Here is a 13,193-nt window from a genome sequence, read left to right on the forward strand (position 1 = left end):
CCTGATCTGCGGCCCCACGGCGAGCCCATTACAGGTATGAATTCGGGGTGGTTGACAAATATGCCGGTACACGGGGGTCTGGAGGGGGACTGCAGTGATCCGGGTGCTGCTGGTGCACGACGTCTGCCTGTTTCGATGGGCGTTGGCCGAGGTGCTCAGCAGGGAAAACGACATAGAGGTGGCGGTGTCCACGCCGGACGGCGCGGTGAGCCGGGTGCGCGCGTTGCAGCCGGACGTCTGCGTGGTCGATGTGGACTCCGCCGTGCCGATCGGACTGAATGCGTTGCGAAAGCTATCGGACAGTGGGGGCGCGCCAACGGCACATGCCGAAGGTAAAACTCCGAGAGAGGACTCCGGCTGGGGTGACGGTGCGTATCGGAGCGCCGACACGCACCGGGCGGGCCGGGGGGCGAGAACCACGGCCGGGACACACGGCGCCGTGGTGCCCGGCAGAGGGACGAACGGATGGGGAGCCCCGGCGGGCACCACGCAGGTGGTGCCGGACGCGCACGGCGGCCGCACCCTCCCGGGGCACGGCGCGACGGGCCGCGGCCCCATCGCGCACATCCCGCAGCAGGCCACCAGATGCCGCGAGCACCCCGCGCACGGCACGGCCGGCACCCCGCCCTGCGGTGCGGAGTGCGCGGCGGGCGGCGCGCGGGAGGGCGCTGACACACCGCGCCGGGGGCCCGCGCTGCTGGTACTGGGCTCCGCCGGCCGGCCGGGGCCGCTGCGCCGGGCGTTCGAGGCGGACGCGCTCGGCTTTGTCGACAAGGAGGGCTCGCCCCGGCAGCTGACCGCGGGGATCCGGCAGGTAGCGGCGGGCCGGCGCTTCATCGACGGCTCGCTCGGCTTCGGCTTCCTCCAGGCCGCCGAAATGCCGCTCACCCAGCGGGAGCTGAGCGTGCTCTCGCTCGCGGCGGAGGGCGCCTCGGTCGCCGAGATCGCCGGCACGCTGCACCTGTCCAACGGCACGGTGCGCAACTACATGTCCGCGATCACGCGGAAGACCGGCGCCCGCAACAGGGTCGACGCCATCCGCATTTCCCAGGGGGAGGGCTGGCTGTGACCGGACCACCGGACAACGGCCCGGGCCGCGCCCCGCACAGGGGGCGGCCCGGGCCCGTCCGGCTCAGCGCGCGAGCGCGGGCCGCGCGCCGCCGTCCGCCCACTCCCCCACGAGGTCGCGGTAGAGCCCGGAGCGCCGCAGCAGATCGCGGTGGCGCCCGCACAGCGCGTACGTACCGTCCATCACCAGCACGCGGTCCGCGCGGAGCGCCGAGCTGATGCGGTGTGCCACGACGATCAGCGAGCCGCCCGGCCGGGCGGCGAAGGCCCGTTCCGCCCGGGCCTCCGTCGCGGCGTCCAGATGGCAGCCGGCCTCGTCGAGGATGGCGAGCGGGGCGGGCGCGAGATGGGCACGGGCGAGCGCGATCAGCTGCCGCTCGCCCGCTGAGAGCGTGCCCGGCGTGACCCGCGCGCCGAACCCGCCCAGCCGCTGTACCAGTTCGGCGGCGCCCACCGCCACGGCCGACGCCCGCAGCGCGGCGTCCGGCACGGCCTCGGGACGCGGGCAGAGGTACAGCATGTTCTCCCGGAGCGTCCCGGAGAACACATAGGCCTGCTGCGGCACGAGAACGCGCCTGGACCCCGCGCCGTTCCCGCCCAGCCGGATCTCTCCCCGGTCGGGGACCAGCACCCCCGCGAGCAGCGCCGCGAGAGTCGACTTACCGATACCGCTCGGCCCGACGACGGCCAGGTGCCCGCCGACCGGCAGGGTCAGCTCCAGCCCCTGCACGACGGGCGTCGCGTGCTCGCCGTACGCGAAGGAGACCCCGCGCGCCGCCACCGCCAGCCCACTGCCGGCAGGCGGCGTCGCCCAGGCGGGCAGCGGGACGGGGGCGTCGGCCGCGTCGTCCGGACCGTGTCCGGGGTCCGTGGCGTGCGCGACGCCCTGGGCGAGTTCGGTCGCCCCGGCCTCGAAGGGGGCGGCCGCGTCGTACCCGGAGAGCCCGGCCGTCTCCTCGCCGGACGGTTGCATCGCCTCACCGGACGGCTGCATCGCCTCACCGGACGGTTGCGCCGCCGCTCGCGCGGTGCGGTTGCCGGCCGTGAGGCCCCGTACCGGGATCCCACCGGGCAGTGTCCGCCGCTTGGCGGGCAGCGCGTGCCGCGGCCGCTTGGCGTGCCGCGCCCCGCCGCGGACCGCGGGGCCCGCCTGCTGCTCGGCCGGCTGAGCAGCAGGCCGTTGAGCGGCCGGCGGTCGGCCTGCCGACGAGGGGGCGGCCAACGGGCGGGGGACGGGCGACAGTCCGGCCGGCAGCCGGCCGGTCGACGAGGGGTCGGTCCATGGCTCGGGGGTCGATGGCCGGGGGGCCGGTGGCACGGTCGGCCGGGCCGGGATACCCGGGGCCGACGCCCCGGGGAGCTGAGCGCTCAGGGCCGGGGTGGCCGGGGTCGGCGCGCCCACGGCCGGGGGCAGGGCCGGGGGTTCCGGGGCGGGCGGGAGGGCGAACCAGCGCTGCGTACCGGTACCGCTGGGGAGCGCGGGGCGCGCGACGACGGGGAGGCCGGGGCCGGCGGGGCCGGGCGGGCGCGGAGCCGGCAGGGCGCCGTTCGCCTCCGCGGCCTCCGTCGGTTCCGTCATCTCCATCGCCCGCTCCGCCCCGGCCGTCGCCGACCGCCCCGACGCGGCCGGGTCAGCGGAGTCGGGCGCCGTCGCGTCCCGTCCGGCCCCGGTCAGCCGGCGCAGCACGACGGTCAGCCGCGTACCGGACGTACCCAGCCCCAGCAGCAGCGCGTGCAGCGCGGGCAGCATCGACTGCGTGAGGTAGGCCAGCGCGCCGACCAGCGCGCCCGTGGTCACACCGTTGTCCAGCAGCCAGGGCGCGGTGACCAGCAGCAGGACCACCGGCAGCCGGCCGCCCACGCCGAGCGCGAGGGTGCGGCAGACGTTCCAGCGGGCGAGGGTGCGCGAGCTCCGCCACTCGGCGTCGAAGCGCTCCCCCACCTCGCGCGCCACCCGCTCCTCCGCGCCGGCCGCCGTCACGTCGCGCAGGCCGCCGGCCGCCACGCCCATCGCGTGGACGATGGCCTCGTCGGCCGCCAGGTACGTCTCCTGGCCGCGCGTCATCGGACGCAGCGTCACCACGAAGAGGCCGAGGCCGAGCACGAGGGGCGGCAGGACGACGAGCAGCAGTACCGGCGCGAGCGACACCAGGCCGATCAGCGCGCCGGCGGCGGTGAAGACGAAGCCGCGGACCACCATGACCAGCCCGCCGAAGGTGTCGCGGGCGATCTCCACCTGGTGCGCGGCGCGGGACACCGCACCGTGGTCGGCCTCCCGCAGCGCACGGGTGACGACCCGTCGGAGCAGCTCGTCGCGGAGCGGTTCGACCAGGTCGGCGACGGAGCGGTAGACCCGGCCCGTACCGTACGAGCCGACGGCGACGGCCAGCGCCGCGGCGGCCAGCCAGCCGAGCCCGACGGTGAGCCGGCCGGCGAGGAAGCCGTCGTCGATGGCCCTGGCCAGCGCGAAGCCGAGCAGGAACGTCTGGGCCGCCTCGGCCACGGACCAGGCGGCCAGCCGCGCCACGACGGCCCGCCGCCGGCCCAGGAACCGCCGGGCCCCGTCCCGCAGCCGCATCCCGCCGTCCGTTCGTCGTCCCTCGCCGCGCACGCCGCTGTCGCTCCCGTTCCTGCCGGTCACTGCCGTCCGTACCTCTCCCGCCGCGGACCGCCCCTCCCGAGCACCCCGCACACCGTCCGCGCTCACTGGTCCCCCCGCCGCTCCACGGCCCACCGCTCCCCGAGCGCCACAACCCGCGCCGCGGTCATCTCGGCCCGGGCCCCGGGCCCGCCCCGCTGCGGCCCGGCCACCTGCCGGCCGGGCACCGCCGGGCCGACCTGCTGCGGACCGGACGGGGCCGGGCCGGGAGCCGTCGGGCCGGGAGATGTCGGGCCGGGCGGGGTCGGGCCTGGAGGCGTCGGACCGCTCGCCTGCGGTCCGTTGACCTGCGGGCCGCTCGCCTGCGGATCGGGAGGCACTGAGCCGGGGGCCACTGAGCCTGGGGCCTCAGCCGCGGGAGGCGCCGGGGCCGCACCCTCCGGCCCCGGCGTCGCCGGGCCGGTCGGCTCTCGGCCGGGCGCCGTGGGACGGCCCACCCGCGGGTCGGGCGCCGCCGAGGCCGGAGTGGCCGAGGTAGCCGGAGTGGCCGGACTGGCCGGACTGGCCGGACTGGCCGAGAAAGCCGGAGTGGCCGGACGCGGGGCCGCCGGGCCGAAGGGGGACACCGGGCCGGACGGGGCCGCCGCGCCGGAAGCCGTCGCGTCGCGGCCCGGAGCCGTCACGCCGGGCCCGGAGCGCAGCGCCCGGCGTGGGGCCGGGGCCGGTCCGTCGCCCGAGGGCCGGGGGCCGGTATCCGAGGGCCGGGGGCCGGCCGCCGAGGACCGGGGATCCGGTACCGACGGCTGCTGCTGCGACTGCGACTGCGGACGTGTCTGCGGCTCGGTCTGGGCGAGCAGGTCCGCCAGGGCACGGCGGCGGCGCTGGGTGACGGGCATGCCCTCCGGTATCGGTATGCCCTCGGGCACCGGCCACCCGCCCGGGACCGGCCTCCCCGCCGGCCCCGGCCTCCCCTCGGGGGCCTGCGCGGGGCCGTCCGCAGGGCCCTGGCCGTGGGCCCAGCTCGGGACGTTCGCGGCGCCGGGCGCCGACGGCGGCCACTGCGCGTCCACGGGTGTCGGTCCCTCCGACCGCGCGTCGGCCGGCCGTGCACCGGCGGGCCCTCCGATACGCCGGGCCCCCCGCCCCGGGAAGTCACCGCCCGACGAGCCGCCGCGCGCACCCCGGTCGCCCGGACGGCCGCCGCCGCGCAGCGCCCCGTCGCCCGACGCGCCACCGCCCGGCGTGCTGACGCCCGAGGGCCTGCCGCCCGGCGTACCGGGGCCGGGCTCCTCGTCCTGGGCTGCGGCCGCGCCATGGCCGATGGCCCGGCGCGGCCGGGAGCCGGGCCCGCCGGCCGTCGGCCTCCCCACCGCGGGGCCGTCCGCCGGGCGCTTCCGCACCGGGAGCCTGGCCGTCGTCCGGTCCTGCTCCGCCGTCCCGTCGCCCGCGACCGGTATCTGCCAGCGGCGGGGCGCCGGCCCGCCTTCCTCCGCGAGCGGCGCCGGCTCGTCCTGCCCGAACAGGGCCCGGTAGCGCGGGTCCTCCCAGAGCGTGTCGTGCGGCGCCAGCGCGCGGATGAAGCCCGCGTCGAGCCAGGCGACCAGGTCCGCGCGGGCGGCGGTGGCGGCCCGGTGCGCGATGATCAGGCGGGTCCCGGCCCGCACGTCCCGCAGCAGCGCACGGCCGACGCGCAGTTCGGTGACCGTGTCGAGGCTGGAGGTCGCGTCGTCGAGGATCAGCAGCCGCTCGGCGTGCGCGAACGCGCGGGCCAGCCCCAGCCGCTGGATCTCCCCGCCGGACAGCGGTACGTCGGCGCAGGGCGTGGCGTACCCCTCGGGCAGCCGCCGGATGAAGGAGGCCGCGCCCGCCGCGTGGGCCGCCGCCTCCACGTCGCCCGGCCCCGGCTCGTACACCCCGTACGCGATGGTGTCGTGCACCGTCCCGCCCAGCAGCGCGGGCCGTTCGAAGGCGTAGCCGACGGAGCGCCGCAGCGCGTAGTGGCTGAGCCCGCGCAACGGCTCGCCGTCCAGCAGGACTTCGCCGGTGTCCGGTTCGATCAGCCGCCCGGCGACGGCGGCGAGGACGGACTTGCCGGTGCCGGAGCGGCCGACGACGGCCATCGTGCAGCCGCCGGGGACGGTCAGGTCGAGGCTGTCCAGGACGAGGTGGCCGGCCTTCCGTACGGTGATGCCGCGCAGTTCGAGCGCGCCCGTGCACGCCCCTGCGCCCTCTTCCCCGCCGGCGGCCGCACCCGCGCCCGGCTCGCCCGCTCCCGTACCGGAAGCACCGGCCCCCTCGGCGGTCCCCGCAGGCGCAGCACTCGCCCCCGTGGCCTCCGACTCCCCGTACTCGATGGCCGGGAGGTCCTGGAGTTCCGTGAGGCGGCGGGCCGCGGCGCGGCTGTGGACCAGGCCGTTGAGGTGGCCGACGAGCGTGCCGACGCCGGCCGCGAGGACCGCGTACCGGGAGGCGGCGAGCAGGTCGCCGATGGTGAGGGCGCCGGCCAGCAGCCGCAGCCCGCCGACCGCGAGCACGGCGATCTGGAGCAGCGGGACCAGGGCGGCGGCCTGGGCCGTGGAGCGGCCCTGCACCCGCCACATGCGGTGGCCCTGCCGGGAGAGGGCCGGCAGGGGCGACAGGATGCGGCCGGCCTCGCGTTCGTGGCTGCCGGCGGCGGCGATGGTGCGGGCGCCGCCGATCGCCTCCAGCAGCCGCCCGGCGATGTCGCCCTGGATCCGCTGGTACTGGGCCACGCAGTCCCCCGTGTCGCGGACGAACGCGCGCATCAGCAGCGCCAGCAGCGGCAGTCCGAGGACGAAGGTGGCCGCGGTCCACGGGTCGACCAGGGCCAGGGCCACCAGCGCGCCGACCGGGGTGAGCGCCATGGCCGCGGTGGCGGCGAGCGCGGTGGGCGCGGTGCCGGCCGTGGCGGCGTTGCCCACGACCCGTGCGACCAGGTCGCCGGTCTCGTGGCGCTCGGTGGCGGTGGGCCCGGCGGCCAGTACGCCGCGGAGCGCCCGGCGGCGCAGCCAGGCGGTGGCGCGCGCGTCCGTCGTACCGGTGAGCAGCCCGTCGAGCGCGCCGAGCAGCACGAGCAGCGCCGTGAGTCCGGCGCAGGCGAGCAGCCAGGACTGTGCGGGGCGGCCGTCGAGCAGCAGGTCGAGGGTGTGGCCGAGGGTGGCGGGGAGGGCGAGACCGACCGCGGCGCCGCCGGTGGTGAGCAGCAGGACTGCCGAGGCCCGGGGGGCGCTGTGGCGCAGCGCGCCGAGCAGCAGCCGGTCGGCGGGTTTGGCGGTCACGGTTCTTCCTCCCGGACGAGCTGACGATCAGTTGGAGCGAAAAGGCTGAGCTGTACCTGACAGGGCGGTACGCAGACGTGGCCGCCGCGCGGGCGGTACGCAGGCGTGGTGTGCGGGGAAATGGTGTGCGTGCGGCTCGTGCGAGCCGCACGCACACCGGTCCGTACCGGGTCGGCCTTGCCGAAGCAGACCGGCGGACACGGGCGGTGGGCCGTGCCGCACCGGGCCGGACCTCACGGTCCGGTACGGGTACGGCCGCCTCCCGTGCTGTCGCCGGCCTGTATCACCTCACGGTCTCGGCCGACAGGTTCCGGAACGAACCTGATCAGGGGCGGTGCGCCGGTCAGAGGCGCAACGCGTCCGGTTCGGGCAGCGGTGGCAGGAACGGCAGTTGCACCGGTTCCTCGTGCAGCGCCGAGCCGAGGGCGAGCAGGCAGCCGGCCGTGCCGGTGGACAGGTCCATCGACAGCCGCATCAACTGATCGCCGGGGAAGGCCAGTTCACCCCGGTAGGGCATCGTGTACCAGCTCAGGTCGGCGATCTGCGACGCCAGCGCGGCCTCGACCTCCGGGTCGGGCGTCGTGGTGCGGGCCAGGTGCAGCACCATGCCGGCGCGCCCCCTGAAGAGGCCGGGCTGCGCGTAGAAGCGGGCCTGCGCCGCCGGCAGCATCGCCATCCGCGCCTCCTCGAACTCCGCGTCGGCGCGGTGCGTGAGGTAGTCGTCGAGGACCATCGCGATGCCCACCGACCCGGCGCCGAGGTACGGCATGGTGCGCCAGCCCTCGTCGACCAGCAGCGTGCCGCGTGCGTTGCGCACGCACCGGGCGAGGTCGCTGCGGAGCGCCTGCGCCGCGAGGTCGAGCAGCCCCGGGTCCCCGGTGCCTTCGTACAGGCGCAGGAAGAGAAGGGCGGGGCCGCTCGCGCCGCGCAGCAGCCCGGCCCGGTTGGCGCAGCTCTCCAGCCGGTCGGCGGCGTGCCCGGCCGCCTCCAGCGCCCGGTCGCGCAGTTCGCGTGCGCCGCGTTCGCGCGCCAGGTGGTCCAGGGTGAGGCCGATGCCGGCCAGTCCGCCGTACAGGTCGGGACCGAGCCGGTACCACTTCTCGGCGAGCACCCGCTCGATCAGTTCGTCGGCCCGTTCACGGTGGCCGAGCCGGTCCAGTACGTAGGCGACGCCGGCGAGTCCGTCGTAGCACCCGAGGGGGGTGCCGAGGGGAGGCGGAGCGGTCTGCCGCAACAACCACTCCTCACCCTCCTCGAACCCCTCGGCACCCGTCTCGGAGAGCGCGTACAGGACACCGGCCGCCCCGTGGGCGATGCCGAGTCCGCCGCCGTCGGCGAACTGGGCGACGTCGCCGGGGAACAGGCGGTCCGTGCGCTCGGGCGTGGCCGAGGCGAGGATGCCCCGGGCCATGGACTCGCGGCTGCGCGGCCAGTCGGCCGGGTCGCAGACGTACGGTTCGCGGGTGTCGACCGCGACGAGGTGGCGGGCCTGCGCGGGGCGCCGGATCCGTGCCTTGACGGGCTGGGGCGCGCAGATGGTGCGCACGGCTTCCTCCAGGAACCCGGGCGGTACGCCGGGGAATTCGCGGGCGATCGTCTCGGCCAGGTCGGTCGCCTTGTCCCGCTCGATCGCCAGCAGCTCCGTCATCGGCAGGAAGAGCGCGAGGCGCAGGCAGGCCAGCGCGTACCGGTCGATGTCGTAGCCGGTGCGGTCGCGGGGGACGGCGAAGGCCGGGTGGGCGAGGGACTGCCGGGCCGGGCCGGCGGCGTCGGTGGCGGCCTCCAGGTCCAGCAGGGTGACGCTCAGTTCGTCGGGCGCGACCATGACGTTGAACAGGTGCAGGTCGTTGAGGACCAGGCCGCGGCGGTGCACCGCGGTGACGGCCTGTTCGACGGCGGCGTGCATGCCCACCGCCCACTCCGTGTAGGAGGTCAGCGCCGCCGGCTCGGGGTCGGCGGTGAGCAGCGGGTGGCGCTCGGTGAGGCAGGCGTGCAGCGTCTTGCCCGGGACGTGGTCCACGACCAGGAAACGGTGGTCGCCGACGGTGACCCAGTCACGCACCTCCGGGGCCACGCCGAGGCCCGAGAGCCGCCGCAGCGCGGCGCGTTCGCGCTCCAGCCGGGTGACCGCGTCGGCCCCGTCGGCGGCGAGCCCGGCGTGCGGCCTGGCCTCCTTGAGGACCACCCGCTCCCCGGTGTCCCGGTCGCGGCCGAGGTAGACGCCGCCCCCGTTGGCGAAGCGCAGCGCCGATTCGACGGCGTACGGCAGGTCCGCGACGGTGGTGGCGTTGCGCGCCTTGAGGTGCGGGGCGAGGAAGCCCGGCAGCTCGGCCCACTCCGGCGGCCGGAAGGCCGGTTCGCAGCGGTCGGGGACCAGCCGGCCCTCGGCGTTCTCGATGGCGGGCACCAGCGCCCCGCTGCCGTCGACGCAGTGCCGCCGGGTGAACCCGCCGTACCGCACGTACAGCGGGCCGTCGTGCCACCGCAGATCGCTGAGGATGTACGGGCCCGGCTCGCCGTCCAGCAGCGAGCCCAGCTCCTCCAGAATGCGGTGGCATTCCTCGACGTCCGCCGGGTAAATGGTGGCGAATTTACCGCCGGCCGTCCGGTCCGCGTATTTGGAATTCCGCAGCCGCAGCGGGCGCGGACCCGGCACGAACTTGAACGGCAGGGAATGGGAGACGCAGTAGTCCCAGACCTTGGAGGCAACCTTCTCCGCATTGTCCGGGCAGGCCGACACATGTACCTTCCACCCCTGTGCGGGCCTGCCCGGACGCGGGTTCCCCTCGCTGTCCACGGGATTCACGTGGAGCCAGTCCCCGGAGAGGAAACAGCGCCACCCTTCGGGGACTGCGCGCTGCGCCGCTTCGTACACCGCGCTGTCGTCGGCTGCGGCGTCCTCCCCGACGGACAAACGGTCCGGGGTTTCGTAGAAATACCTGCCGGCTAGGCAGTACACCTCGTACCGCTTGTCCATCGTCTCCCCCCTCGGCGGCGTGGAACAGAGATTTCCACGTACGGGGAGGGGCGGACAGTCACAGACGTCATGAGGTCACCGTGAGGAACGCACGAGTAACCCTAAGTACGAACCAGCTGGTCGCACGGCTGTTCGTTCGGCGTTACTCCTCCGGCGGGAAGACAGCTTCCCCGGAGTCGGCTTCCGTAATCACGATCGCTTCGACGGGACACCCCTCGGCGGCCGCCAACACCGCTTCCTGGGAGTCCACTTCGTCCGTCACGGGGTGGGACTGACGCGCGGAGTCCAGCCGGAACCCGTCCGGCGCGGTGCTCACGCACAGCCCCGAGCCGATGCAGACGCCGCGGTCCACCTCCACCTGCCACCGGGAACCCATGGCTCACGCCCCCGCCGGAAGGTGGATCATCTTGTGCTCCAGGTACTCGCCGTATCCCTCGGGGCCGAACTCCCGCCCGATACCGCTGTTCTTGTAGCCGCCGAACGGCCCGAGCATGTCGAGGCTGAAGGTGTTCACGGAGTACGTACCGGTGCGCACCCGGCGCGCCACCTCGATGCCGCGCTCGACGTCCGCCGTCCACACCGAGCCCGACAGGCCGTAGTCGGAGTCGTCGGCGATCCGCACCGCCTCCGCCTCGTCCTCGTACGGGAGCAGGCAGATCACCGGGCCGAAGATCTCCTCGCGGGCGATGCGCATGCCGGGGGTGACGTCACCGAAGAGGGTGGGCTCCACGTACCAGCCGGTTTCCTGGTCCGCCGGCCTGCCGCCGCCCGCGAGCACCTTGGCGCCCTCCTGCTGCCCTGCGGCGATGTACTCCAGCGAGCGGCGCCGCTGCCGCTCGGCGACCAGCGGGCCGACCTCGGTGGCCGCGTCCAGCGGGTCGCCGACCTTCAGCGCGGAGGCCGCGGCGGCGAACCGCTCGGCGATCTCGTCGTAGCGCGAGCGCGGCGCGAGGATGCGGGTCTGGGCCACGCAGGCCTGACCGTTGATCATCCACGCGAAGGGCGTGATCCCGGCGACCGCCGCGTCCAGGTCGGCGTCCGGCAGGATCACCGCGGCCGACTTGCCGCCCAGTTCCAGCGTGACCCGGCTGAGGTTGCGGGCCGCCACCTCCATCACGCGCCTGCCGGCCGCGACCGAGCCGGTGAAGGAGACCTTGTCCACGCCCGGGTGACCGACCAGGTACTCGCTGACCTCCCGGTCGGCCGGGAGGATGGACAACACCCCTTCGGGCAGCCCGGCTTCGGTGGCGATCTCCGCGAGCAGATACGCGTCCAGCGGCGTCTCCGGCGACACCTTCAGCACCGCCGAACATCCGGCCAGCAGCGCGGGGGCGAGCTTGGCGGCGGCGGTGAACTGCGGGACGTTCCACGGCACCACGGCCGCGACCACGCCGACCGGTTCACGGCGGACCAGCAGCGGCCCGAGCACGCCCTGCCGCCGCTCCTCGTGGGTGAAGTCGCGGGCGACCGTGATCGCCGCGTCCCAGACCATCATCGCGGCCAGCGACTGCACCATGATCCCGGAGGTGTACGGAGTGCCGTTCTGCGCGCTGATGAGCCGCGCGAACTCCTCGCTTCGCACGGCGAACGCGTCCTTGATCCGCGTGACGACCGCGATCCGCTCTTCGAGCGGGGCGTTGGCCCACACCCCGGAGTCGAAGGACGCGCGCGCCGCCGTGACGGCACGGTCCACGTCCTCCCGGGAGGCGTGCGGCACCCGGCCGATGACCTGCTCGGTGTGCGGGGAGACGACCTCGATGGTGTCCCGGCCGGCCGGATCGACCAGCTCACCACCTATGTAGAGCTGTCCGTGCTCGATCGGGCCAGTCATCGATTCCGCCTCCTGCGGTCGCCGTTACCTGACGCGTTCCCCGAAGCAATATCTGACGCTGCATCAGAACTGATACCAGTTCCAGTTATGGTGGGCAATGCACGCGACGGCGTGCGGGCCGAGAGGGGCGATGGCATGCCGCACGTGATCGACCACCGGGGCGGGGTGTGGAGCATCGCCGTGCCCATACCGGACAACCCGCTGGGGCACACCCTCGTGCACCTGCTGGAGACGGACCGCGGCCCGGTGCTGATCGACACCGGCTGGGACGACCCGGACTCCTGGGACGCGCTCGCCGCCGGGCTCGCCGCCTGCGGCACCACCGTCACCGACCTGCACGGCGTGCTCGTCACCCACCACCACCCCGACCACCACGGCCTGTCGGCGCGGGTCAGGGAGGCGTCCGGCGCCTGGATCGCGATGCACGCCGCCGACGCCGCGGTAGTCCGGCGCACCCGCGAGGCCGAGCCTGGCAGCTGGCTGGCGTACCTCATCGACAAGCTGGCCGCGGCGGGCGCGCCCGAGGAACACCTCGCGCCCCTGTACGCGGCCCGCTCCAAGGGGCGCACCCGCGCACTCCCCGAGAACCGCCCCGCGCTCCCGGACCGCGAGATCGTCCCCGGCGAGCTGCTGGACCTCGCGGGGCGGCGGCTGCGGGCCGTCTGGACGCCGGGACACACCCCGGGCCACGTCTGTCTGCACCTGGAGGAGGCACACCCGGCGGCGCACCCGGGGAACGGGCGCCTCTTCTCCGGCGACCACCTGCTGCCCGGCATCACCCCGCACGTCGGCCTGTACGAGGACCCGGACGACGCCACCGTCACCGACCCCCTCGGCGACTACCTCGACTCCCTGGAGCGGATCGGGCGGCTCGGCGCGGCCGAGGTGCTGCCCGCGCACCAGCACGCCTTCACGGGCGCGGCGGAGCGGGTGGCGGAGCTGCTCACCCACCACGAGGAGCGGCTCGGCGGCCTGCGGGCACTGCTCGCCACCCCGCGTACCCCCTGGCAGCTCGCCGAGGCCATGGAGTGGAACCGCCCCTGGGAACGGATCCCGTACGCCTCGCGCACCATCGCCCTCTCCGAGGCCGAGGCCCATCTGCGGCGCCTGGTGAAGCGGGGGCTGGCGGAGCCGGTGCCGGGCTCGGACCCGGTGGCGTACGTGGCGGTGTGACCCGCCGGCGGGGGCGGGGTGCGGCACCGGCCGTCCGGACGCGAGGGCGTACGGGCGGCCGTACGCATCCCGTACGTGCCGGGAGCCGGCCGCTACCCGCCGGTTAAAGTGTTGCGACAAGTTCATTCGTGCCCGACCGGGGGAAGCCGGTGGAAAACCGGCGCTGACCCGCAGCCGTGAGCCCTGGTGCGCATCCGCGCGCCGGAGCGAGCCGGAACGCCCGGCGGGGCACACCCAAGGCTCCCG

The 13,193-nt window shown here is 75.6% G+C and carries 7 protein-coding genes and 1 riboswitch; of the genes, 2 read left to right on the forward strand and 5 right to left on the reverse strand.

What is annotated here, in order from left to right:
• Positions 1-439: 439 nt before the first annotated feature.
• Positions 440-1,069: a response regulator transcription factor gene (locus ACZ6WH_RS11835; protein WP_469727746.1), complete on the forward strand. Its 630-nt coding sequence runs from the start codon at positions 440-442 to the stop codon at positions 1,067-1,069.
• Positions 1,070-1,132: 63 nt separating this feature from the next.
• Here the strand turns inward: ACZ6WH_RS11835 and ACZ6WH_RS11840 are convergent, their stop codons facing one another.
• The 5 genes from ACZ6WH_RS11840 to ACZ6WH_RS11860 all read right to left on the reverse strand — a co-directional run bounded on the left by ACZ6WH_RS11840 (position 1,133) and on the right by ACZ6WH_RS11860 (position 11,774).
• Positions 1,133-3,646, reverse strand: coding sequence for an ATP-binding cassette domain-containing protein (locus tag ACZ6WH_RS11840; RefSeq protein ID WP_469728013.1), 2,514 nt, complete (start codon positions 3,644-3,646; stop codon positions 1,133-1,135).
• 125 nt (positions 3,647-3,771) lie between these two features.
• Positions 3,772-6,966, reverse strand: a complete 3,195-nt coding sequence (locus tag ACZ6WH_RS11845) for an ATP-binding cassette domain-containing protein (protein WP_469727748.1) — start codon at positions 6,964-6,966, stop codon at positions 3,772-3,774.
• A 343-nt stretch (positions 6,967-7,309) separates the two neighbouring features.
• Positions 7,310-9,943 (reverse strand): class III lanthionine synthetase LanKC, encoded by a 2,634-nt coding sequence (gene lanKC, locus ACZ6WH_RS11850; protein WP_469727749.1) that lies wholly within the window; start codon positions 9,941-9,943, stop codon positions 7,310-7,312.
• Between the two features lie 142 nt (positions 9,944-10,085).
• A complete protein-coding gene (locus ACZ6WH_RS11855) occupies positions 10,086-10,319 on the reverse strand; it encodes a ferredoxin (protein ID WP_469727751.1) in 234 nt (77 codons plus the stop codon).
• 3 nt (positions 10,320-10,322) lie between these two features.
• Entirely contained in the window at positions 10,323-11,774 is a 1,452-nt protein-coding gene (locus tag ACZ6WH_RS11860) for an aldehyde dehydrogenase (protein WP_469727753.1), read from the reverse strand.
• A 135-nt stretch (positions 11,775-11,909) separates the two neighbouring features.
• Between ACZ6WH_RS11860 and ACZ6WH_RS11865 the strand changes: the two genes are divergently transcribed.
• Entirely contained in the window at positions 11,910-12,947 is a 1,038-nt protein-coding gene (locus ACZ6WH_RS11865) for an MBL fold metallo-hydrolase (RefSeq protein ID WP_469727754.1), read from the forward strand.
• A 102-nt stretch (positions 12,948-13,049) separates the two neighbouring features.
• Positions 13,050-13,189, forward strand: a riboswitch (cobalamin riboswitch).
• The last annotated feature ends 4 nt before the right edge of the window (positions 13,190-13,193 follow it).

The organism is Streptomyces sp. NPDC050806, assembly GCF_055586425.1.